This is a genomic window from Enterococcus sp. DIV1767 (assembly GCF_050542585.1).
GTDB lineage: Bacteria > Bacillota > Bacilli > Lactobacillales > Enterococcaceae > Enterococcus_D > Enterococcus_D innesii.
Genome location: NZ_CP172936.1, coordinates 2,457,381 through 2,482,215 on the forward strand (window position 1 = coordinate 2,457,381; position 24,835 = coordinate 2,482,215).

General features: G+C 44.5%; 19 protein-coding genes and 1 other annotated feature. Of the genes, 4 read left to right on the forward strand and 15 right to left on the reverse strand.

All coding sequences use genetic code 11. The annotated features are described in order from the left end of the window. Positions 1-21: 21 nt before the first annotated feature. From IGI78_RS11675 to IGI78_RS11685, 3 genes are read right to left on the reverse strand one after another with little or no spacing between them, the layout of a single operon-like run. Entirely contained in the window at positions 22-1,452 is a 1,431-nt protein-coding gene (locus IGI78_RS11675) for a glycoside hydrolase family 1 protein (RefSeq protein ID WP_081117431.1), read from the reverse strand. A gap of 28 nt (positions 1,453-1,480) precedes the next feature. Next, on the reverse strand, positions 1,481-3,352 hold the full coding sequence (locus IGI78_RS11680; RefSeq protein WP_195264681.1) for a beta-glucoside-specific PTS transporter subunit IIABC: 1,872 nt from the start codon (positions 3,350-3,352) through the stop codon (positions 1,481-1,483). After that, entirely contained in the window at positions 3,342-4,199 is an 858-nt protein-coding gene (locus IGI78_RS11685; RefSeq protein ID WP_074534926.1) for a PRD domain-containing protein, read from the reverse strand. The genes IGI78_RS11680 and IGI78_RS11685 overlap by 11 nt, the downstream gene beginning before the upstream one ends. 719 nt (positions 4,200-4,918) lie before the next feature. Here IGI78_RS11685 and IGI78_RS11690 point away from each other — a divergent pair. Further along, the gene (locus IGI78_RS11690; protein ID WP_005234527.1) at positions 4,919-5,065 is read left to right on the forward strand and encodes a hypothetical protein; all 147 of its coding nucleotides are present in this window, start codon (positions 4,919-4,921) and stop codon (positions 5,063-5,065) included. A 218-nt stretch (positions 5,066-5,283) separates the two neighbouring features. Beyond that, positions 5,284-5,868 (forward strand): SOS response-associated peptidase, encoded by a 585-nt coding sequence (locus tag IGI78_RS11695; RefSeq protein ID WP_195264679.1) that lies wholly within the window; start codon positions 5,284-5,286, stop codon positions 5,866-5,868. Positions 5,869-5,948: 80 nt separating this feature from the next. Here the strand turns inward: IGI78_RS11695 and IGI78_RS11700 are convergent, their stop codons facing one another. Beyond that, on the reverse strand, positions 5,949-6,554 hold the full coding sequence (locus IGI78_RS11700) for a short chain dehydrogenase (protein ID WP_077452848.1): 606 nt from the start codon (positions 6,552-6,554) through the stop codon (positions 5,949-5,951). Positions 6,555-6,746: 192 nt separating this feature from the next. Further along, positions 6,747-6,978, forward strand: a binding site (T-box leader). A 49-nt stretch (positions 6,979-7,027) separates the two neighbouring features. On the opposite strand from IGI78_RS11700, the gene IGI78_RS11705 reads away from it, so the two are divergent. Continuing rightward, positions 7,028-7,867, forward strand: coding sequence for a MetQ/NlpA family ABC transporter substrate-binding protein (locus IGI78_RS11705; RefSeq protein WP_081117435.1), 840 nt, complete (start codon positions 7,028-7,030; stop codon positions 7,865-7,867). Positions 7,868-8,005: 138 nt separating this feature from the next. Beyond that, positions 8,006-8,917: a LysR family transcriptional regulator gene (locus tag IGI78_RS11710; protein ID WP_195264677.1), complete on the forward strand. Its 912-nt coding sequence runs from the start codon at positions 8,006-8,008 to the stop codon at positions 8,915-8,917. A 137-nt stretch (positions 8,918-9,054) separates the two neighbouring features. On the opposite strand, the gene IGI78_RS11715 is transcribed toward IGI78_RS11710, so the two are convergent. From IGI78_RS11715 to fdrA, 11 genes are all read right to left on the reverse strand, one after another. Next, the gene (locus tag IGI78_RS11715; protein WP_081117437.1) at positions 9,055-10,803 is read right to left on the reverse strand and encodes an ABC transporter ATP-binding protein; all 1,749 of its coding nucleotides are present in this window, start codon (positions 10,801-10,803) and stop codon (positions 9,055-9,057) included. Beyond that, entirely contained in the window at positions 10,787-12,541 is a 1,755-nt protein-coding gene (locus IGI78_RS11720) for an ABC transporter ATP-binding protein (RefSeq protein WP_077452853.1), read from the reverse strand. Before IGI78_RS11720 ends, IGI78_RS11715 begins: the two co-directional genes overlap by 17 nt. A gap of 463 nt (positions 12,542-13,004) precedes the next feature. Further along, the gene (locus IGI78_RS11725) at positions 13,005-14,648 is read right to left on the reverse strand and encodes a peptide ABC transporter substrate-binding protein (protein WP_195264674.1); all 1,644 of its coding nucleotides are present in this window, start codon (positions 14,646-14,648) and stop codon (positions 13,005-13,007) included. Between the two features lie 28 nt (positions 14,649-14,676). After that, positions 14,677-15,387 (reverse strand): gamma-glutamyl-gamma-aminobutyrate hydrolase family protein, encoded by a 711-nt coding sequence (locus IGI78_RS11730; RefSeq protein WP_195264672.1) that lies wholly within the window; start codon positions 15,385-15,387, stop codon positions 14,677-14,679. A gap of 293 nt (positions 15,388-15,680) precedes the next feature. Then, positions 15,681-16,163, reverse strand: coding sequence for a single-stranded DNA-binding protein (locus IGI78_RS11735; protein WP_195264670.1), 483 nt, complete (start codon positions 16,161-16,163; stop codon positions 15,681-15,683). Between the two features lie 228 nt (positions 16,164-16,391). Further along, positions 16,392-17,453, reverse strand: a complete 1,062-nt coding sequence (gene allD / locus IGI78_RS11740; RefSeq protein WP_194194816.1) for an ureidoglycolate dehydrogenase — start codon at positions 17,451-17,453, stop codon at positions 16,392-16,394. A 49-nt stretch (positions 17,454-17,502) separates the two neighbouring features. Next, on the reverse strand, positions 17,503-18,720 hold the full coding sequence (locus IGI78_RS11745) for a dicarboxylate/amino acid:cation symporter (RefSeq protein ID WP_195264668.1): 1,218 nt from the start codon (positions 18,718-18,720) through the stop codon (positions 17,503-17,505). 13 nt (positions 18,721-18,733) lie between these two features. Then, a complete protein-coding gene (gene arcC / locus IGI78_RS11750; RefSeq protein WP_077452859.1) occupies positions 18,734-19,666 on the reverse strand; it encodes a carbamate kinase in 933 nt (310 codons plus the stop codon). Next, complete coding sequence (locus IGI78_RS11755) at positions 19,663-20,913, reverse strand: MFS transporter (protein ID WP_005225376.1); 1,251 nt, start codon at positions 20,911-20,913, stop codon at positions 19,663-19,665. The genes arcC and IGI78_RS11755 overlap by 4 nt, the downstream gene beginning before the upstream one ends. 15 nt (positions 20,914-20,928) lie before the next feature. Then, on the reverse strand, positions 20,929-21,750 hold the full coding sequence (locus tag IGI78_RS11760) for a DUF2877 domain-containing protein (RefSeq protein WP_077452860.1): 822 nt from the start codon (positions 21,748-21,750) through the stop codon (positions 20,929-20,931). After that, complete coding sequence (gene fdrA / locus IGI78_RS11765) at positions 21,740-24,748, reverse strand: DUF1116 domain-containing protein (protein ID WP_081117445.1); 3,009 nt, start codon at positions 24,746-24,748, stop codon at positions 21,740-21,742. Before fdrA ends, IGI78_RS11760 begins: the two co-directional genes overlap by 11 nt. Between the last annotated feature and the right edge of the window lie 87 nt (positions 24,749-24,835).

Genomic DNA, 24,835 nt, shown 5'->3' on the forward strand with positions numbered 1-24,835 from the left:
TGCAAGTACTGGAGTATTTGATCATAAGCCGTTTCGTTCAATCACTTTTTGATACCAATAGAAACTGTCTTTTTTCTTTCTATCTAAAGTCCCTGTCCCATCGTCATATTTATCCACAAAAATGATGCCATACCTTTTTTTCATTTCTCCTGTAGAAGCACTGACAATATCAACAGCACTCCAAATCGTGTAACCAATCAACTCGACGCCATCATCGATGGCTTTCTCCATTTCAGCAATATGCTTTTCTAAATAATCGATACGGTAATCATCATGAATCTGTCCATCTTTAGCAACAGTTTCTGAAACCCCGATCCCATTTTCCACGATCATCAATGGCAGCTGGTAGCGATCATAAATATCATTCAACGCAATTCTCAATCCTACTGGATCAATCATCGCATTCCATTCTGTCTGCTCTAGATAAGGATTGTTTACGCCAGAGCCACCAATCATACTGTGTCCATTTTTGGTAACTTTCTCATCAGCAGAGACACAAAGTGTTAAATAGTAACTAAACGTGTAGTAATCCACGGTTCCCTTAGCTAGGATCGCTTGATCTTCTGGTGCAAACTCGATTGCAAAGCCATGATCAGCAAAATATTTCTTTGCATAATAAGGATATTTCCCTGTGACCTGCACATCGCCACAAAATTTCGAGTGCATATTTTCTTCTTGTTTAGCTAGTAGTACATCATTTGGATGGCTAGTATAAGGATAGCGTGGCATATAAGAAATCATACAGCCGATTTTCAAATCTGGATAGTGTTCATGTCCGTAAGCGACAACCTTTGCACTGGCAACAAATTGATGATGCAGGGCTTGGTAGCGTTGCTGTAGATTATCCGGCTGATTGATAAATTCAGATTCACCAACTTGCAGTCCCAGTGATAAAAAGTTTCCGATACTTAAGGTGGCCGTGTTGATTTCATTAAAAGTGATCCAATAGTTTACTTTTTCGTGATAGCGCTCAAACAACACCGCCGCATATCTCGCATAAAAGTCGATCACTTCACGACTCACCCAACCATTGTATTCTTGGCTCAAATATGCGGGAACATCAAAATGAGCAATGGTTACAATTGGTTCAATCCCGTACTGCCGACACTCGTCAAACACACGATCATAAAAGGCCAGGCCTTCTTCATTCGGTTCAGCGTCGTTGCCCTTGGGAAAAATCCGGGTCCAGTTGATAGACATGCGGAAAGCTTTAAATCCAGCTTCTGCAAACAATGCAATATCTTCTTGATAATGATGATAAAAATCAGTTGCTTCGTGGCTTGGATACAACAACTCTTCTTCAATTTTTGCTGTGATTTTCCGAGAAGTCGTATGGCTGCCACCGCTGATCAAGTCAGCACAAGCGAGCCCTTTTCCGCCCTCATTATAGCCGCCTTCATATTGGTTTGCCGCCGAAGCGCCGCCCCATAAAAAATGTTTTGGGAAACTCATTGCTGTCATCCTTTCTTCTTTCTAATGATTAAAAAATGGCTAATAACTGATCGCCAGCTTTTATTTCTTGCTGTTGGGCAAGTGCCACAACATCTAAGAAGTCTGCCGTATTGGTAACAGTGATCATAACGGTATCTTCATACCCTGCCTGAGCGATTTTTTCTGAGTCAAAGTGCAATAACGTTTCTCCCACTGTGATTTGATCACCTTCATTGACTAGTCGTTCAAAAGCACTTCCTTGCATATTCACCGTATCAATACCGATGTGGATCAGTAGTTCAATCCCCTCGGTACTGGTAAGTCCAATCGCATGATTTCCTGGAAAAACGGCAGAAACCTGTCCCGTAAATGGGGCAATCACCTGTTGATCTTGTGGCTTAACAGCAATTCCTTTACCTAATGCCAATGAAGCAAACGCCTGATCATTGGTTTCTGTCAATGGAACGGCAGTTCCTTTTAAAGGTGATACTACAATTTTTTCAATCGCTGATTGTTCTTTCTTCGTTTCAGAAGAAACATCAGTTGCTTTGGGTGTCACATCTTGCGCTCCAGATTTGACTGCTTGCGGCTGATTATTATTAGGAAAATCTGCATCTTTGACCATGACCCAGGTGTAAGCAAAGGCAATCGCAAAAGTAATCAACGAGCCGATCAGCGCATGAAACACACTGCTGTATGATGGAAGCGCCACAAATGAAGCAATGACTACTGGCGTATTGATTTTCATCAAACCAAAATAAAGTCCCCCAGCAGCACCCCCAAGGATCATTCCGACAATCGGTTTTTTCAGACGTAAGGTTACTCCGTACAAAGCAGGTTCGGACACACCCATCAAGGCAGTAATTGCTGATGAAAAACTCACTTGTTTAAATTCCGTATCCTTAGCTTTGATTCCAGCTGCTAAACAAATCGCTGCTTCGGCAGCCAATCCAAGCAGCATACCAGGGACGATCAAATCATCATACCCGTACGTTGCCAAAGAAGTTAATAAAATAGGGGTCAGCGTCGTGTGCATGCCCGTCATTACTAGCAATTGAGCAAAGGCACCCATAAACAAGACCGCTAACGGACCAAAATTGTTTGTTAAGTAGTTCAAAAACTGTGACACATAGTTGCCGATCGTCACACCTAATGGTCCGATTAGCAATAGAGCCAGCGGTGTGATCACGATGATGGCGATCAACGGACGGAGAATAAATTTGACACTGTTCGGTAAAATCCGATCGGCGAACCGATAGACATAAGACATAACCCAGACACTTAATAAGACTGGCAAAACGGAGGCATTGTAGCTCACATTCGGTACGAGAAATCCAAATAATGTGATTCCTCCTTCTTGGCTGAGAAGGGCCGTCAATCCTGGCATCACAAAAATCGCTCCGACGTAGCTTCCTAAGAAAGGATCTATTTTCAATCGTTTGGCCACAGAATTTCCTAAATAAACGGGAATGAAAAAGAAGGCTGCTTGCGATACTTGATACAATACGAGATACGTATCGTCAGTTGCAGCTAAAATTCCTGATAACTCCAATAGTGAAAGGACCACTTGCAGCATTCCTCCAGCTGCTATGATTGCAATCATCGGTGTAAAACAGCCTGCGATAAAGTCAAGGAGTCGTGAGATGATCGATTGATCGCTGCTGCTTTGATCAGCCGTCGTTTCTGTCGTCGGTAGTTGCGCGTATACACTCGATACATCCGGCCCAATAATCACTTGGTATTGACCATTTCCCTGAACGAGTCCAGTCACTCCTTTTAACTGTTTGATTGCTTCACTGTCAGCTTTTTTGTCGTCGGCCAGCGTGAAACGCAGTCTTGTTGCACAGTGGGTCACGTGCTGGATATTTTTACCACCGCCGACATTTTCATAAATTTCATTGGCTAGTTGTTTATAGTCCATTGTTTTTCTCCCTTTCTCCTTGTTCCGTCAATTTCTGGATATGGAGTGATAGATAAATTTCTTCATTTTCTGAGATGTTGATATCATACGTATTTTTGATATAAACCTTGATTTTTTCCACACAGTGAAATGCTTGCGGATACATCTTTTCAATTTGTGCATAGAGCGTCGACGCTTCATAGCTGGGAAGTGTATGGTTGATCACATTTTGTGCGAAATAGTGCAGATGCGTGACAAAGCGAGAGTAATGGAAACTATTCTCATCAAAATTTTGTTTGTACTCATACTTTACGATCGTCAGTACATCTTCTATAAATTTCGCGATTTGATTGGTAACCGCCATATCCTTCTTTTGTGATTGGACATTTACAAAATGCAATGCGATGGAGATCGCTTCTTCTGTTGGTACATCGATCGCTAGTTCTTGCTCCATAAGCTGGACAGCATACACCCCTATGGCATATTCATCGGGATAAAATCGCCGAATATCCCATTGCAAAGGACTATGAAAAGTCATTTGCTGCTTGATCCGATGAACAGTGAAATCAATATGATCCAGCAAAGTCAAATAAATATAGTCGCTGACTGCTAATCGATAATTCTGTTTAGCATAAGCCACGATTTTAGCAACGATCGCTACGTATTTCGGATCGCATTTTCCTAATTGATAGCTAAAATGTTCCAGCATTGCATGAGTATCCAATACAAAAATCTTTTCAAAATCTTGTTCTTCTACATCATCTCCTACCTTCTTATTGAAGCTGATGCCTGTAGAAAATCCGATAATTTCATTGCTGCCTTTCTTTAGTAAGACAACATTATTATTTAAAAACTTCTTTATTTTCATGATTTCCTCCACCTTAAAAACACTAAAAAACCTCATACTCCACCCTTGGTGGAATATGAGGTTTGCCTTCTTACAGTAACACGCCTCTTGGTCACAGCACTTCTGTAACCGTTATCTAATTACATCGGTATCATAGCACTTCAAAAAAAACTTGTCAATCGCTTCCTTAAATTTTTTCACACGATCGTTAAGCCCTGTTGAGCTTCTCACAAAAGCTGCCTTTGTCAGACGGACATTTTAAGAATAACTTTTGCTTTTTAATCCCCCAAAACCAGCAACTTGCCAACACAATAAACAACAAGCTTCGTGCTTATATAATGCTTGAATCATCGTTTCTTTCTACAAATCATTTTTTGAGGGGAAAATGTATCAATAACACGCAAAAAACGAAAATAGCTTCTATTCTCTACTTTTGACGTATATCTCAGCTATTTCTCGATTGGTCTATTTGTTGAAATGTCAAAACCAAATAGCATTCATTCTTTGTCCTTCTATGCTGGAAAGCAAGTAGCAGAAATTTTATACGTTTCCGTTCCTTCGTCTTTCCTTCAAATGCGCATTGGCCTATTCCACTCTCCTCCCTTACTCCTTCAATCGTTTCTAACCCCTTTGAATAAATTCTTAATAAAATAACTAATAAAAAATAAACTTTTACTATATCTCTTGAATGTAAGCGGTAAATTTGTTATTATTACCAAGGATAAGGAGGTGTTTATCTATTGTATGCGATTAAAATCTTTCATGGTTATCTAACCGCCGAAGGAAAAAGAACACGGGACAAAACAATTGCATTGACCTATACTTGCAGAGAAGATGCTGAACGTTTCGCAAATAAAATCGGCGGGAGAGTTAAAAAAATTGGCTAACCAACTAGAATAAAAAAGGCTGTCAACCTCAGTAGGTGACTGCCTTTTTTTGTTATCTGGTTTCCGGCAAATCAAGCGATACTCCTGACTTTTTACATATGTTTAAGATCCTTTTCTTGTTGAATCGAGAAGTGAAGCAAGTTAGTTGGTTTTGACGCCTTGAATCTTTATACTGAAACAAAGGCAGCAGCCAATCCAAAAAAAGGAGTGACTCGTCCATGTGCGGCCGATACTTATTTGACCCAACAACTGGAGAATTGTCAGAATATTATCAAGAAGCCGCGGCGAAAGCCCGCAAGCGTCAACAGACTGTCGCTGTCAATGATGTTTTCCCTTCCAATCACGTCGTAACCATCGGTGCAAATCAACAACAACAAGTTGTAGCTGGTGTGACAAGATGGGGCTTTACCGGCTTTAAAAAAGAGCATTTGATGATCAATGCGCGTTCTGAGACCGTTGAAGAGAAACCGACTTTTCGCAAACCTTTCCAAGAGCATCGCTGTGTCTTTCCGATGTCTGGTTTCTATGAATGGAATCATGAAAAGGAAAAGTTCCTCTTTTCGCAAGATCACGTGATTTATGCCGCTGGTTTTTATCGCATCCTTCAAAAAGAGGATCAGATCGAAACTGAATCAATCATTCTAACGACTGCCGCGAACGATTCTGTTGAACCAGTCCATGATCGAATGCCTCTGTTCTTAGAAAAAGAAGCGATTGCTTCTTGGATCAATGACTTGGCTTTTGCTCGCCAACAACTCAAAGCAGAAATGCCCAAGCTGAAAATCCAAATGCTCTCTTCTTAACTGTTTGCTACCTCTTTTTCAGCAGAACAAAAACCGCCAAATCAGCTGTGATTTGGCGGTTTTTGCTACTTCTGCTTTTCTTAATAAACGGTGAAGGTTTTGCCAGTCATGATCCCAAAAACTGCTTTTTGATACGCTGCAAAAACGGGTGCGTCACCAACGGGAATAAAGCCTTTGAAAGAATCGGCGAAGGTTTCCCAAGAACCCACAAGCGCATTGGGACTGACTGCATTGATTCGTAGCCCATGACCGATCTCAAAAGCTGCCGATGCCACGAAGGCTTCTAAACCGCCATTGACCAGTGCTGAAGGCGTGCCCATTGGGATAAATTCGTCTTTGATAATTCCAGAAGTCAGTGTGATACTACCGCCTTCATTGAGAAAATGCTGGCCAATCAACGCAAGGTTGACTTGTCCTTGTAGCTTCGAAGCCACCGACTGTTGAATATCAGCTGGCGTCAATTCCTCAAAGGGTTTAAACACTGTGCTTCCCGCAGCGGAAACAATAGCATCCACTTTCCCAGTAGCTGCAAATAGCTGGCTGACACTGTCTGCATCCGCAATTTCGACCTGATGATCGCCATTGCTACGGCTAGCCGTGATCAGCTCCACCTCTGGTACCTGCTGAAAGCCTTCAGCTAAAAGCTGCCCAAGTGTGCCGGTATGTCCAATCAAAAGTAATTTCATTTGCTCGCCTCTTTTTTTGTTTTGTGTTTCGATTCTAACCCAACCAAGCGATTTCGACCATTCATCTGCTTTTTAGGTCTATTCTTGCCCTTGTCCATTTGTTCCCCTTCTACCTGCGTAGTGATTGGAATCACCTATCACGAAAGCAATTGACAACTTTCTCATCTTGTTCTAAGATACTACTAATTTCATACACATGCAGTGAGAAGAAGAGTACGATCCCCCCTTTCTTTCAAGAGAACTCGGAACTGGTGGAAACGAGTAAGGAAGAAGATCCGAAGATGACCTTTGAGCATTCGTGGACGAACAATCCCCGACGGAGAAAGCCCGATAGCGCAATGCAGTTTATTTGATGAACTGACTGAGGTTTTTTGTTTCAGCAAAAAACAAACGAAGGTGGTACCGCGAAATGATCGTCCTTCCCAAAGACTATTCTTTGGGAAGGCTTTTTTTATAAAAAAGGAGGAAAAGTTATGAAACGAAAGATTCGATTGGGTGTGGGGATTGGTTTATTGTCCTTAGTTTTATTTGCCGGTTGTGGCAATCAAGAAGAAGTAACGGGAAATGCCGAGGAACAGCAAACAGAAATCAGATTGGGGACGACACCAGGGCCTTACAGTGAACTATTTCTCAAAGGAATCAAACCGATTTTAGAAGAAGCTGGCTATACTGTGACGGATATTGGCTTTACTGGGGTCTTGGAAGCGGACATTGCATTGAACGATGGCGAGATCGACTTAAACGTCGATCAGCACACCGCCTATTTAGAAAACTTCAATGAAAACACGGATGCCGATTTAGTGGGTATCACACCGATTCCTACCGTTCCAGCCGGCTTGTATCCTGGCAGAAAGGACAGTTTAACAGCGATTGAAGCAAACGATACCATCGGGATCCCCAATGATCCGTCAAATAGTACCCGTGCCCTGTTGCTGCTACAAAAAGCCGGCTGGATCGAGCTTGACTCCGAAGTGGCGCCCATTGCCGCGACTTTGAGAAACATTACTAACAATCCTTATGACCTGGACATCGTCGAGATGGATTCTGCCCAAATCCCCCGCAGCTTAGCAGATTTAGACTATGCGGTGATTCCCGGCAGCATCGTTTATAGTGCTGGAATCGCTGCAGAGGAAAGCCTATTAAGTGAAGACATTTTGCAAGAATATGAACTGGTGGCAACGGTAAAAGAAGCCAATAAAGATAGTGATTGGGCACAGGCAGTGGTGGCAGCTTATCATTCTGAAGCCTTTAAAGAACTGCTGGCAGAAGAGAATCAAACGGGTTATTGGTTTATTCCTGAGGAATTGCAATGACCGCTTGAAAAGTAGCAATAAGCAGCAACTGTCGTCTTATTTTTTAAAGAAGCTTCTATTATTATAGAAGTAAAAGAACTGACTACTATTGATTGGTAGACCCTTTTCCATCTGAATCTTTGTAAAGGAGGCCAAAAATTGAATATTCAACAAATGCGGATCGTGCAAGCGATTGCTGACCATGGAAGTTTTCGTGAAGCAGCCAAACGGCTGTATCTTTCGCAGCCAAGTCTTTCCCAAGCCGTGAAAGAGTTGGAAACAGAATTGGAGGTCCAGCTTTTTGAGCGTACGAATCAAGGCGCCCGCTTGACTGCTGAAGGCTCGGAATTTCTAGACCATGCCCAGCCGATCTTGAGTCAAGTGGCGCAGCTGCAAACGCGTTTTTCCAGCAAGCAAGCAGCGAGTCAAACCTTCGCCATCGCAAGCCAGCACTATGATTTCACGGCTGGAATTTTCAGTGAGCTGCTGCAGGAATTTCCCGACTGTCGCCAGTTTCGCCTATTAGAAACCACGACCTTAAAGGTAATCACGGACGTGCAGCAATATCGAAGTGAATTTGGGGTTCTTTATTTGAATGAGCAAAACCAAGCAGGATTGGAACGACTGTTACAAGGCGCCCAATTGTCCTTCGAGGCATTGGGACGGTTTCGCCCCCATGTCTTTTTACGAGCGACTCATCCCTTGACAGAAAAAAAGCAGCTTTCCTTAAAGGATCTCGCCCCTTATCCGCAAGTACGCTTTTTGCAAGAAGATGAACGCTATTCGTTCTTTTCCGAGGATTTGATCGACTTTGCTCAAAGCCCTCAAGTGGTGCATGTCAGCGATCGAGGCACAATGGTCCGGCTATTACAGCAGACGGATCTTTATGGAACCGGCTCGGGGATCGTTGCCCAACCAGAACTCCAAGGCTTGGCTTTTCTTCCTTTGATCGACGCGTCCGAGGGTGAGATCATCCTCATTAAAAAGAACGCTCGCCCGTTATCAGTGATCGGCGAGCATTTCTTAGCAAAATTGCGACAACACCTTGCCGCTTTTCCTACTGATATATAAGCGAAGGCCTCCTCTTCCAACTCCCCATAGATGATTGGCTGCACCTTCGCATTATATTAAAAATCCTTGAGCCACTTCCCATGCAGGAGGCTCAAGGATTTTCTTTTACGGTTACTGTTGTCGGCAATCACTGCTGATTACAGCTGCTCTGCCTGCATTTGATACATTTGCTGATAGATTCCTTGCCCTTGGACAAGACTTGCATGGGTTCCCCGTTCCACGATCTTCCCTTGGTCTAGGACCAAGATTTGATCGGCTTGTTTGATCGTTGATAAACGGTGAGCGATCATGAAGGTCGTCCGTCCTTTTTGCAAGACGGTCATCGCCTTTTGAATGATGGACTCTGTTTCAGTGTCCACATGGCTCGTCGCTTCATCCAGAATCAAGATTTTTGGATCAAAGACCAGCGCACGGGCGAAACTGATCAGCTGACGTTCTCCACTAGAAAACTCATTGCCTTTTTCAACGACTGGATGATGGATGCCTTTTTCATAACGGCTCAAAAGGTAGTCAGCGCCGACTTGTTTCAAGGCATCGATAATCATCGCTTCGGTGATCGTTGGATCGTTCATTCCGATATTGCTGGCGATCGTTCCAGTAAATAGATAGGGATCTTGCATGACGATCGCCATTGAATCTCTTAAACTATGACGATCATAATCAGCGATCACTTGTCCATCCACAACGATTTTTCCCTGCTGCGGATCATAAAAACGGAACAACAGGTTCAAAATACTCGATTTTCCAGAACCAGTATGACCGACTAAAGCAATGGTCTCTCCTGCGGCAACGTCAAAGTTGATATCGTGCAAGATCGCTTGCTCAGGGTCGTAGCCAAAGGTCACCTGTTGGAAAGAAACATCGCCATTCGTAACAGTCAGCTGCTCACTTTGTTGTTTTTCAACCGGCTGATCAGCAAACTCAAAGACCCGCTGTCCAGCAGCTAATGATTGCTGCACGTTGGTGATGGTTTGGACAAGCCCCTCGATGGGATCATACAGGCGGTTGATGTAATCAATAAAGGCATACAGCAAACCTGCTGAGATCGCCAAGCGGCCATCAAGGAAAAAGGCGGCCAAGGTCGTGATCAAAATCAAGATCGTTGAATTTCGCAACAAGTTGCCTAATCCCCAAGCGATACTTGAATCGAGCAAGAGGTATTTACGTCCAGTTTTGAACCATTTCTCTACTGTTTCATTAAATTCTTTCTGCAACTGATTTTCTCGTTGGAAGGCTTGGATGATCGCCATTCCTTGGACAAATTCATTCAACTGCCCACTGATTTGTGAGATGTATTCCCGCATTGCTAAATTGTAACGAGAGGCATATTTGGTATAAAAATGCTGCCAGATTCCTAAAATCGGGATCAAAATCAGCATCGCTGCTCCTAAGGTGCGGTTCAAAAGAAACAATGCAATAAACGCACCAATGATTTGGATGATGTTGCTTAACAAATTACTGATCACGATCACGTAGAAATTCGACCGCAAGACTTCGGTGTCATTCGTGATCCGTGCGACGACCTTGCCGGCTGGAATCTGGTCAAAGTAAGAAACCGGTAATTTGTGCATATGGTCAAAAAGCTGATCCCGCATTTTTTTGACAATACTGTTGGACATTTTTCGCAATTGTAGCAAGCTGATATAACGAAAAAGGGAACCAATCAAATTGACCAGCAAATACCCAGCGAGTAATTGGATCAAAAGCATCGTATTTAGGTTTCTGCTGTCAACCGCCGGTGTCATCACTCGGTCGATCAGCTGTTTGGCAATCAGTGGTGAAGTCAGTTCGAGCGCTGCTGCCAGCAACAGCAAGATCGCGCCCACGGTAAATTGTTTTTTATAATAGCTCAAATACGTGAGCAAGCGCTTAATCGTTGAGAACACTTGTATCGTCCTCCTTTAACTGTTGATGGTAATACTGTTCTTGGTACCAGCCTGGGGTTTCGATCAACTCCTGATGGGTACCACGCTGTGTGATCCGTCCGTCTTCTAAGACGATGATTTGATCCGCTTCGGTGATGGCGGACAATCGATGGGTCACGATAATGGAGGTCGGTGCCTGCTTCATCGTTTTCAAATTCGTGATGATGGCTTGTTCCGTTTTGGCATCAACTGCCGAAAGGGCATCATCCAGTAAGAGGACTTCACTGTTTCGTAAAAACGCCCGTGCTAAGGACAAGCGTTGTTTTTGTCCACCAGAAAGGGAAACGCCTTTCTCACCGACAATCGTTTCGAGCCCTTCTGGCATCCGCTTGATGTCTTCGCTAAAGCAAGCAGCTTCCAGGGCTTCCCACAATACTTCTTCGGAAGCGTCTGGCTGTCCGAATAACAAGTTCTCGCGAATCGTTCGTGAAAACAAGGTATGTTCTTGCGGTACTTCTGCAAAGTGGTTGCGCACTGCTGTTGTTTGATAGGCCGTCAAGGGCTGCTCATTGATCAAGGGTACTTGATCAGAGTATGGATAGCGGTGACCGAATTGTCTTAGCAGCGTCGTTTTTCCGCTGCCGGTCTTCCCAACGATCCCTAAGACTTCTCCACGAGTGATCGTCAAATCCAGTCCTTCTAACACATAGCGAGCTGCTTGTGGGTATTGGAAATGGTATGCTTCAAAACGGATCGTATTGATGGCTTGCAGGTCGGCTTCGCCTGGCGTTTCTAATTCATCCCCTGTCTGTAGCACTTCATTGATCCGACGCCAGGATGCAGCACCTTGCTGCATCACATTCACAAGATCTCCTGCTGAGATCATCGGCCAAACGACCATTGTCAAGTACACTTGGAAAGAAACCATCGCACCAATGGTGATCGTTTGGTTAGCAACAAGAAACGCCCCGACACCAAAGCTCATCACAAAACTGATCGCTAAGATGATGGTAATCAGCGGCCCAAAACGGGAATCGATCTCAGAAACGATATTGTTTTTTGCTCGTGTTTCCAGTGTTTTCTTTTGAAACTGTTCCGTGGTGGCTCCTTCTAGTCCATAAGCTCGGACGACCCGAATGCCATCAATGATCTCCAACACTTCACTGTTCATCTCAGAAACAGAATTCTGCGCTTCCGTAAACGCCTTATCGACTTGCGAGCCCCATTTGAAAATGTAATAGGCTAAAAGCGGCATTGGAATCAAGGCAATCAAGGTCAATAACCAAGAAACCGTCCCAGCCATCATCGCTACGATAAAGCTTAGATACAAACTAGTATTTAAGAAAACCATCAGACCATACCCAACGGTCATCCCCATCACTTGGACATCGTCACTGGAACGAGTCATTAAATCACCTGTTCGGAAACGATGGTAAAACGGCGCCCCCATTTTGAGAAAGTGGCTCATCAATTGTTCCCGTAATTGTTTTTGCAAATCGTAGGAACCAATAAATAAATTAAACGTCCAAACAAATTCCGCCAAATATCCTAACAAGATAGCTCCCGCGAAGAGACTCACATATTGGATCAGTACGGAGTAATCAAAATTATCTTGAATCAACGCATCGATGAACAAGCGCAGAATATAGATCGGTGCAACATACATCGCACTAGCGATCACCATAAAGACGAATACAAAGGTATAGCGCACCTTATGTTCTTTAAAATACGTTGTTAATTGTTTTAATACATACTTCATGTTTTATCCCTCACATTCTAAAAAAGTACACAAAAAAGCTCTGTCCCTTCGGAAAAAGGACAGAGCATAAACGTCGTTATTATAGACATTATCTGTACACTAATGGTTACCGAATGAGGGATTCACTTTATTCAATTTGGTTGTTTTTTTATCAAATACTTTTTGCATCGTAATCCCTCCTTCTCTTTTTATTTTGCTGACTACACCTAACACTTTACAGATAAGTTTCTGAGAATGCAACAACTTTTATTAATTTTCTTTAAAAAAGATTGACTTTTCTAAAAATGCGAATGTCAGAACAGTCCTTTTTAACAACCTTTTTTTGAAAACGAATTCCTGTTTTATCCCAAGAGTTGCAAGGATTTTGGCAAAAATAAAAAAACAGATGCCCCTCTTTTCAACAAGCGCTGTTTGATCAGCACAATTGGTTGAAAAAAAGTTCCTCTGTTTTCTTACTACCTGTTTATTCTGTGACAGATGCTAGGCGATAGGATACTGTTCGTCCAAAAGGAAACACTTGCACCCCTTGCAAGCGATCCGTTTTCAAATACGCCACCGCTCCTTGATATAACGGCAAAACGGCTGTATCTTCAACGATCAATTGCTTTTCGAGTTCTTTCAATAAGTCCCAACGGGCAGCTGGGTCGTTTGCTAAAGTCGTCCGTGCTTCTGCTAACCCTTGGTCGTAACTTTCACTAGCATACCCAGAGGTATTCAAGCCACCTGTCGAATCATAAAATTCTAAGAAGTTGATTGGATCCGCGTAATCTGGTGTCCAAGTCCCAAAGACGAGATCAAATTCACCTTGGGATTGCAAGTCCAAGCGGTTTTGTAAAGGAATCGACTTGGCATCGATGGTTAATCCAGGCAAATTAGTTTCTAACTGTCCTTGGACAAATTCGATGGTTTTCTTGGCTGCTGCTGTATCTGCTGACAACAGTTCCAAAGTGATTTCGTCTTGTCCCAACTCTTCTTTGGCTTGTGCCCAAAGGTCTTGTGCGGCTGTTAGATCATACGGCAGTAAATCGCCGTTTTCTTCACGAAAATCTTGGTCTGTTTCAGGATCTTTGGCAAAGTTGCTTGGCACAAAGCCGTTCAATGCAGTGGACCCATCGCCTAAGATATTTTCGGCAAATGCCTCTTTGTCGATGGCTTGTAAAATCGCCTGACGTACCTTGACATTGCCTGTGACTTCTCGTTTTTGGTTGGCACTTAAATACCCCACCAGCGCCTTTGGCACATAGTTGGCTTGAGCTGAGTTTTGGTATTGCTGCGCGTAAGTATCTGTCAAGGTGGTGTAGTCCAGTTCCCCTGTTTCAAAAAGGCTCACACCAGTTGCCGTTTCCTTCACTACTTGCACGTCGATCTTGGTCAATTGGACATTCTCAGCATCCCAATAATCAGGATTTTTCGTTAACGTCCATGATTCGTTGGTTCCGTTCCACCCTTCGATCAAGAATGGGCCATTGCCGACAAAATTTTCCGCTGATAACCCATAATCGGCGCCTTTTTCTTCAGCAAACGCTTGGTTTTTTGGCATAAAAGGTGTCCCGACCAGAATTTGATCCAGATATGAGATTGGACTTGTCAATGTTAGCTCTAACGTCTGCTGGTCCAATGCTTTGGCACCTAACTCACTCACCTCAGCGTCCCCTTGACGCACTTGACTGCCATTTTTCAACACATCCATTTGATTGCTACTGCTAGAACCGTTCTCTGGATTGGCAACATATTGAAAGGCGTAGACAAAATCATCCGCTGTAACAGGATCGCCATTGCTCCATTTTGCATCACGAATGGTGAAGGTATAAACCAGTCCATCTTCTGATACCGTAGGCTCTTCAGCGGCCATCGCAAGCTCAGGATCCCCCTCTTGATCCAGACGGTATAACCCTTCTGCCACTTGTCCGATCATATCGGAACTGTTGACATCCGTGTATTGCCCGCTATCAAGGGTCGATAAGGCGCCAGCGGTTGATACTTGAATCTCTTGCGCCACGGCGCCTTGCTCCTCTTGCTGTCCAGAATCCGTCGTGGAACTCGTGGTACTGCAGGCACTTAAAACCAATAGTGTGAAAGCAGCGATACCAATCATTTTCTTTTTCATTTTTCTCCTCCTTGCGTGACCCTCTTTCTTACAACACGTCAACGACATACTTGAAAACCGCTTGTTCTTGTATAAGTGCATCATAGGCAAAGTCAGGATGCCATTGAACCGCCAACAAACGCTGACCCACGTGTTCAATGCCTTCAATGATGCCATCAGGACTCCAAGCTGTCTTTTGCAATGGACGAGCCAATCGATCCACCGCTTGATGATGAAAGGAATTGACCTTTGTTTTTTGGCCATAGACACGAGCCAACATACTTTTTTCAGCCGTCGCGATGGCATGAGTCGGCACTTCTTTCGGAATCGGTGCCTGCATATGAATGATCTCACTGAAGGTACTGATGTCTTGCTGCAGCGTGCCCCCGAATGCCACGTTGACCAGCTGCATTCCCCGACAAACCGCAAAGATCGGTTTCTTTTGCAGCAGCGCTTCATCGATCAGCGCTAGTTCAAACTCATCCCGTGCCAAAAAGCCACTTCCAGTTGCCTGATGGGCTTCCTGCCCATAAAACTTGGGTGAAACATCTTGTCCACCAGCTAATACCAGTTTATCGATCTGTGAAACATAGTCCTTGGCTGCAGCTGGCTCACTGATTGGCACGAGCAATGGCAGTCCGCCCACTTGCTGGATCGCTCGCACATACCCTAATGGTGTGTAGGCGATCGGCAAATGATGCAGCACATCGCCAGCATCTTGCACTTCATTCGCAGCGATCCCTATAATTGGTTTGCCCATCGACATCCCTCCCTGATTAACGATTTTTTCAGAAAAAAGCGGCATCTAGCAGTTGAACAAGGCAAGCGCCGCTCTTTTTCTCAAGATATGTTTCAACTATTCTAAACCAATCCGCACTTTTTGTGAAACACTATTTTCACTTTCGCGATCATTTATTACAATCACCATTCTATTTAACCCCCTCTTTGATACGCAATAAAGAACACCGCTAGTCAGATATAGTTGAATTTTACCAATGCTTTCTCTACGTAAAAAAACATGCGAGAAGCCGTTGCTTTCCGCATGTTTCGTCATTAAAATAATCGATTGTCTTTTAAAAACTCCAGCATCTGTGTTTTTAGGGGATCTTTTTCATTACGGATCAACTTTGTTTGCGTCGTTTCATCAAGTGTCGATGGCCGCTTTTTAGGAAAAGGCGCCGATGGTTCTTCTGCCAACTCTAAGATTTGGAAGCTATCCACCACCACTTCTGCCGCACAAAGTCTCTGACCTTCTGGTGTTTCATAAGGACAGCCTTGCAAGTGTCCATTGATTTTGATACTTGCCCCTTTTTGAGTATACCGTAAAAAGGTCTCTGCCTGCTTTCCATGAATGACGCAAGCAAACCATTCATGGTGCACTTCTTCACTGTTTTGCCATTGAGACACAATGACAAGATCAAAACGTACGCCCTGATCGTCCGCCGCATCAAACGCTTCTTTACTAGGCATCTCTGCGATTTTCCCAGTAAGAACCACTTTATTCATTGCCACGTTGCATCCTCGCTTTTCTCTCATTTCTTGAGTGATCTTAACTTATGCGACCTATTCTACCACATTCCAAAAAACAAGCAATCAAAGGTCGAATGGCTTAAGAAATGCTTTGAACAAAATGAACCAACTCAAAGAATTCGTCTGATCCTGCCAATAATGTGCGATTTTCTGACTGAAATCTTCTCTTTGCTCCACACAGCAAAAAAACAGTTGGTTCAATCCCCCTCTGAACCAACCGTCTTCTGCAGATCTTTATTTAGCAAAGGAATCTTGACTACCATAGCGATCAAAATGGAGGGTTTCGCTTTCGAGATAATCGATGATCGCTTTGGGGATCATGACCCCTTCTTGCTGGGCTTTTTCAAAGTGTATTTGGCTGATCTCTCCAGGATAGTAGACTTGTGATTGCCCTTCTACTGGCGGGATTGCATGCAGCTCAGTCACCATCTGATCGATGCTTTGCTTGAAGGTTTCGGTGTTGGTAAAACGAGATGGATCGATCACAAGCAGGAATTGTCCTAAGCGGCGTTTTTCCGTCAAGTCCGCATACATGGAGGTGACCTGTTTACCAAAAGCCAAGCCTAGCATTGAGCCAGCTAAAATATCCACCATCATCATCAAGCCATATCCTTTAGCACCGGCGATGGGCAATAATCCTTGGACTGCATAGGGATCGGTGGTAGGCAAGCCTTGCTCGTCTACGGCCCAAGTATCGGGGATCTGCTGTTTCTTCGAACGAGCGTCCAAAATTTTGCCCCACGCTTGAACCGTTGTCGCCATATCAAAAACCACCGGCGGATGATTGGCTCGTGGTGCAGCAAACGCGATTGGATTGGTGCCAAAATAGTTTTCGGTCCCACCAAAAGGCACCGCCATCGGATCCGATTGACACATGGCGATCGCCACTAAGTCGGCTTCAGCAGCCTGTTTGACGTAATACGCCATCGTCCCGCTATGGCTGGTCTGCTCGATTCCTACTGCAGCGATCCCGGCTTCTTTTGCCAGATGAATGGCGATCGCCATCGCTTCATTGCACACATAATGCCCCATACCGTTATCTCCGTGGAAAATTCCGGTAGCGGCGCTTGTTTTTTCAAAAGACATGTTTGGTTCCAGCGTGATGCCGCCTTTTACTAAACGCTCGGCATAGTAGTCCATCCGCACGGCACCATGAGAATGGATCCCGCACGCATCCGCAAAGGTCAAATGTGCCGCTGTTTCACTGGCAGCGGCTTCTGGCAAACCAGCAGCCAAGAGTTTCTTTTTCATTAATGCTTCTAATTCCAGCAGAGAACGTCTGCTCATTTCTTCCATCTTTTCTCCTCCTTATGAAAAAGAGAAGCACGCTTGGCAACGGCTTCTCCTATTGATTAAACACGCGATAATCGAGTTCATCGGCTGACTTAGCGATCAGCAGCGCTGAATAGACGTCTGAGTTCACGTTCAAAATCGTCCGCAGCATGCCAACAAACCATTCGACACCAGCAAATAGCGCAATGCTTTCGATTGGTAACCCGAGCTGGGGAACGATGATTGCCAAGGAAACTAACCCCGCTCCGGGAACAACAGAATTGGCTAAAGAAACGAAAGTCGCAGTGACAGCTACCGTCACCATTTGGATCCCGTCAAAGTTGATTTGATACATTTGGGCGATCGTCATGACGGTAATCGCCATATGCATTGCTGACCCATTGCTGTTCAAAGACATGCCCAATGGCAATACCAAATTGGTGATGCGGCTACTGAGTCCTAATTTGTTCTGGGATTCTTCCATAGCGATCGGCAGTGTGATGGCAGAAGAGGTTGTCGCCAATGCCATGACCGACATATTTTTCATATTTTTGATCAATCGTAACGGATTGATCCGACAATACACGGTCAACAAGACTAGCCACAGCCCAAGGAACGTAACGGTGGCTAGACCGTAGATGAGCAAATAGCTGCCTAATGGCAAAATGATCTGCAAGCCCAGGGAGCTGATCGTTGAAGCGATCAATGCAAAAATACCGATTGGTGCCACGATCATCACGTAACGAATGATGGCAATGACGACCTCATTCAGATCCACGATCAGCCCATAAAGAGCTGACTCAGGTTTCTTTTGCATAAAGCGATTGAGGGCAACACCAAAAAATAACCCAAAAACGATGATTTGAATAATTGACCCTTTACTCAACGCATCGAAAATATTCATGGGAATAAAGTTGATCACTGTCTCTGATATAGAAATTTCTTGTGCTTGCAGAGGTTCACCGGCAGCTTGTGAAAAGTCGATCCCTTTGCCCGGAGCAAAGAAGACCGCCATCAGCACACCCCATGCAGCAGCGAATAAGGAGGAAATCCCAAAGACAGCGATCGTTTTTCCACCCAAACGTGTGAGTTCTTTCGGGGCAATGCCCCCAACTGCTTGAATGATTTGTCCAACGATCAATAACGGGATCGCCATTTGCATCAGACGCAAGAAAAGATCGCCCAAGATTTTTAGGAATGAAGCGGCTTGCCCAAAGAACAAACCGCAAAGAATCCCTAGAAGAACGGCAATAACGATCTGCGTCACCATCGGTAGTTTTTTTGCTTTCACTTTGATCCCCTCTTTATTTTCGAAGTATGGTTCCTGTATGCTGATCTAATTCAGCTAACTTTTCGATTGAGGTAATAATCGCGGTTCTGGCTGCATCTTCTTCAACAAAATCAATCGCAGCTTCTATTTTTGGCAACATACTGCCGGCTGCAAAATGGCCTTCCTCGATGTAGCCCTTGGCTTGTGCCACACTGATTTCCCCTAAGGCTTGCTGATTCGGCTGATTGTAATTGATGTAGATATTGTCGACACCGGTCAAAATAATCAGGCGATCGGCCTGCACATCTTTTGCTAAGACACTGGCGGTAAAGTCTTTGTCGTTGACGGCTTCCACGCCAGTAAACCCATTATCGTTGCGAACGACAGGTACGCCACCACCACCGGCGCAAATCGTGATCACACCAGCATCGACCAATGTTTTAATGGCTTCTTTTTCAACGATTTCTTGCGGTTTCGGGGATGGAACCACTTTGCGGAAACCACGCCCAGCATCTTCTTGATATACCCCGCCATTGGCTGCCATCGCAGCATTGGCTTCCTCTTCACTATAAAAAGGTCCGACTGGTTTGGAAGGTTTCTCAAAGGATGGATCTGCTGGATCGACACGAACTTGAGTGACTAATGAGATCACCGAAGGATGTGCTTGACGTGTGGCAAACTCATTGATCAAGGCATTTTGCAGCCAATAACCGATACTTCCTTGGGTCATCGCTACGCAGCTGTCTAATTTCAATTGGGGATTTTTTTCACTTTCCCCGGCTTTTTGCTGCAACAGCAAGTTGCCGACTTGTGGTCCATTGCCGTGACAAACAATGACTTTTTCCCCTTTTTCGACAAAATCGGCAATATAACGTGCTGCTTGCGCAACAACTGCTTTTTGTCCTTCATCACTGGGGTCTTTATCTAAAATAGCATTGCCGCCTAACGCGATCACATTCAAACTCATTTTATGCTCTCCTTCTGATTTTCCTTTGCTAATACGGCAAAAACACCTAATCCGATCAGCAGTAATAGACAAGACAGGTAAAACCCGACCTGCATCGATCCTAAAGAATCGGCTAAAAAGCCAGTAACATAAGGCGCTAAGATCGACCCCGACATCCCGATAAAGTTATAGGCACTCAAGGTCGTTCCTAAGGCGCCTTTTGGTGCGTTTTTCGTCACAAAGGTCACGACGATTGGATCAAGCGCCAGCTTGCCAGTCAATCCATACAAAATCAAAACAGTGATCAATAAGGTACGATCGGTTACAAAGGCAATGGCAAATACGGAAAGGGTCGCCAATGGGACCAATAAATAGACTAATTTTTTCGTTGCGCCTGTTTTATCATTCAATCGAGCAAAAATCAACGCACCTGGAATTGATGCCCATGGGACTAAGGAAGCAATAAAGCCGACACTCGCCCCTTCAAAGCCACGCTCGGCAATCAAGAATTGCGGCAGCCAAGTAATGATCACAAAGTTTGCATAAATGCTGGTAAAGCATAGAACAAAGGCTGCCACGAGATTGCGGTTTGAAAAAATCTGCTTCAAGGAAATCTTTTCTTTTGGCCCCTCTTCTTTTATTTCTTGTCCTTCATCTTCTGGACGAATCACTTTTTCTTTCAAAACAAAATAGAACAAGACACCTACAATCAAGGTCGGAATCGCCATTAGGAAGAAGGGTTGACTCCAATGGCCCCCATTATCCAAGACCAATTTACTAGAAAGCAAGTATCCGCCAGACGTTCCAAACGCCATCCCACTGTTGATAATGGCATTTCCGACGGTCCGTTTGTTGTCGGGAATCGCTTCGGTAGACAATGCGTATTGCGGACCGTAATAGGCACCTTGACCAATCCCTGCAATGGCACGAATCACTAAGAACAAAACGAAGCTTGTGGCTAGCCCACTGAAGTACGTAGTCACCGCCAATAAAACAAAACCTAGGGCGATCACCAATTTGCGACCGATTTTGTCGCCGATGATGCCAAAAGGAATTTGCGCAACGGCATATGTCAAAAAGAAAATACTATTGGCAAGTCCTAGTTGTGTGTTGCTTAAATTAAATTCTTCTCCGATCACACCCATGATTGGATTGAAGATCGTCCGTGTGGCGTACATTAAAATCCAGCCGACAAAGAAAATAGCAACGACTTTTTTCCAGTAAGAATTGCTTACTTTGACCGCATCTTTCTGGTTACTGATTTCCATGATTTCTCCCCATTTCTATTCTTTTTCCTCAAGTGACAATGACTCCAACGCTAACAACAACCCAAAACTAAGATCTTTGCCTGACGAATGACCAACGGACATCAACTGCTGCACATCTTTTTCAATCACCTGTGGGTTTTGCTTTTTTAAGTCTTTGAATAATTGCAGCATCAGAGAATTGACATACCCTTGACTGGCACTTTGAATATAAGCAAGGCTGACATCCGTCGTAGACAACGGTTTTGCCAATGCTTGCGCTAACGCGTCAGCTTCCGGCTGCTGCAAGGCATAGAGCATCGCTTGATAGGCAACTAAAAGATCATCGCCGCTAGGTGTCAATCCTTTGCCGCGGCCAATCAGGTGAGCAATGATTGGTTCCCAATCTGAGACAGGCTGCCGCAATGCCGCAAACACTGCTTGGGTTTTCTCATCTTCGGGCAACCCAATCTTGGTTTCTAGTTTTTGTTGAAGCAGGATTTCTTTCAAAAGCTGCAATTCCGCAGAGGTGAAGGATAGCTCCTTCACCTGCAGCGAAACCAATTCTTTTTCCTCTAATGACAGAGAAAATGTTCCTTTTGTGCTGTAAAAGGTCAGACCATGCTCTCGGACTTGCACGCGATTGCCAACCTCGATCAAAGGCAGGACTTGTTCAAACAATGCATCTGGTAAAAAGATACCGAAGCCAGTCAAATAGTTGTGATAATTGTTGATGTTAACCAGCTGCTGCCCGATCATCACATTGAATGAACGATCAAACACGCTATGCACCCGACCGTTACGACCGAATCGTCGCAATGGGTCTAGATAATCACTGATTTTGATTTTCTCAGTCAACATCGATCCCCAGATCCTTCGCATAAGCCGTCAAGGCATTTTCAAAACAGCCTAACGGTGCGCGCACAGTCCCTGCACCGACTTGGCCGACACCTGCTTCTTTATGGGCGATCCCGGTATTGATGATTGGGGTGATGCCTGTTTCAACGACTTTACGGATGTCGATCCCCAAACAAGTCCCTTGGAAGTCCCATGTTGGGATCGAGAAGGTCGGATTATGACCGAAACAGATTTTTGCCATTTCATTGGAAGTTTCTAGCGCATCTTCAAAGCCACCAGCGCCGACAAAGCGTGTTACCCCTGGTGCAGCTACCATCGCCATTGCTCCGACGCCGACGGTTTCAGTAATGGCACTATCCCCAATATCAGGATTGCCATCTGCTTCGGTAAACCCAGTAAAGTACAAACCTTTCGGCGTATTGACTGGTGCAGTATGCCATTGGTCTTCCGTTTGGGCGACACGAACTCCAAAATTGACGCCGTTTCTCGTCATGGTAGTCACGATCGTTCCTTTGGCATCGACACGAGCACCATCAACGATGGCTTTGCCAGTTGCCATCATGATATTCAAGAAGAACTGATCGGTATCTGCTAAGAACTTGATCACTTCATATTTTTGCTTTTCATCGATCTCTGTTTGGATGATCAACGGCGCGATTTCTTTCAAAAAGTTCAATGATGCTGCAATATTTCGTTGATGGAATTCATCCCCCATTGTGATCGACCGGGCAATCAATACATTCAAGTTGATGCCTTCTTCTGTTAATTGTAATGCCTTGGCAATGGTTGGTCCTAAGACGTCTTTGATCCAATCCAAACGATCGATGACTTCTTGTGAATAGGCACCAAATCGTAAGACTTTACCGATCCCTTCGTTCAAAATACAGTAGGCTTTGTTGCCGACAAGGCGGTTTTCAACCACAAAGACAGGCATATTCCCAGAAGTGATCCCGCCCATTGGTCCAACTGCCTGGACATGGTGACATGGCATAAAGCGGACTTCCCCACTTTCGAGTAAGCGGCGGGCTTCGTCTTCATCCTTCGCCCAGCGTTCAAACAAGGCAGCGCCGATACAAGACCCTTGCATCGGTCCCGTCATTTCCGACCATTGGATCGGTGGTCCTGCATGCAGCAAGGTTTTCTGGCTTTCGTTTAATTCAGCGATCACTGATTTAGCTGGAACGACATCGATCAAGAATGGTTGAGCATTTTTGATTTTATCCGTCACTGCTTGGTTTTCAGCTGTGATTTTTTCGTCAAATTCTTCTAACGCGTCTAAAATACGGATCATTTTCTTGTTGCCGTTGGCACGAGGACGCCAGTTGAATTGTTCTGTTTTCCCGCCATATTGCAGGATCGATTCATTGAAGCTTTGCAAGCCAACATTGATGATCCGTGGTTTGGTGGTCAACAGCTCCATTACTTTCTCGCTGACTGTCGGCACCTCAACCTTGCTACCAGTATAGTCATTGACTGTTTTGTCTGCTTCAGAAAGAGTCGCCCCTTTTAAAGCGAGGGCTAATTGCACTGCTTGAGCATTGCTTGGTGCCACATAGACGCCAGCTGCTTTCAAACGGTTGACTGCTTCTTGATAGTTTTGCGGATCTTTTTCAGTTCCGCAGACGGTAGCAACAAAGTACAGCGTGCGATCAGCTGCTTGGGCTGTTTGCTGTGCAGCTTCGATGGCTGGTAACAGTGCACCTACCATATCTGCATGTGCGCCGTAACCTAACACCACATCAAATAAAATGACCCCTGTTTGCTCATCTTGCGCATAGTCTTCGATTTTTTTGATGCGCACTTCAGGATCGATCATTGGGTGCGGTTTGCCTTGGGTATAGATATCATCACCAAGGTCGATCACATCATAGCCGTGGGAATGCAAGATATAGCCTTCTTGTTTTACAAGGCCTTCTAGATTCAAGGCTTCGGAGATCAGCATTCCTGCTTCGGCAGCTAATGTACCGCCAGAATAAAGACCTTTGACCACTTTATCTTCAGCGAGTTTGGGCACATCTGGGGTTTCCACGCGTTCAAAATAGTTCGCTTTGACGGGTTCTTCATTGGCAAGATCAACAGCGATGCGTGCTGTTTCTTCCAGCGTATGTGCCAAATAGACTTTTCCTTCATGGGCTTCTGGTTTTTCTCCTAAGAAAATCGCTACCACAGGTTTGCTGATACTTTGCAGCAATTGAACGACTTCATCCCGCACTTCTTTTGCAGGTGGTTTCGAGATCACGCAAATCACATCTGTCGGTTCATGATTTTCTAAAGCAACGATGGCATCTTTGACAGTGATCGCCCCAACTTTGTCGCTTAAGTCACGTCCGCCGGTCCCGATGGCATGAACGACACCACCGCCTAATCGGTCAATGATAGTCGTCACTTCTTGAATCCCCGTACCAGAGGCACCAACGACGCCGATGTTTCCTGGTGCCACGACATTCGTGAAGGCAATCGGAATGCTAGAAATAATACCAGTCCCACAGTCAGGCCCCATCATCAATAAGCCTTTTTCATGAGCCAGCTTTTTCAAACGCACTTCATCTTCGATAGCGACATTGTCCGTAAACGAGAAAACATGCAAGTCATTTTTTAGCGCTTTTTCCATCTCGGCTGCGCCATATTCCCCAGGAATACTAAATAATGCAACATTGGCATCTGGCATTTCGCTCAAGGCTTCTTGCCATGAAGCCGCCGCTGGCGTTTCTTTGCCTTGATCTTTTGCTGAAAGATCAGCTAAAAATGAATCGATCGCTGGCATTACTTGATCCATGATCTGTTCGTTTTGGCTATCGACCACGATCATCATATCGTTGGGTGAAGCACCTTCTGCCTCTTTAGAAAGCAAGCCAGTGTTATTTAATATATCTTTGTTTGCATCCGTCCCCATCATGATTTGACTCATTTCGACATCGCCTAGATCATTGATCGTATTCGTCAGCAACATTAAGTTAATGGAATCTTGGTAGTTATTCTTTAAGATTACTGTGTGCAGCATTTGTTCTCCTCCTTTTCTTATACTCTCATTCTAACGAGTCTTGTTTGCGTTTTCATTGGATAAAGTTCTAAAAAAATGCTATACTTT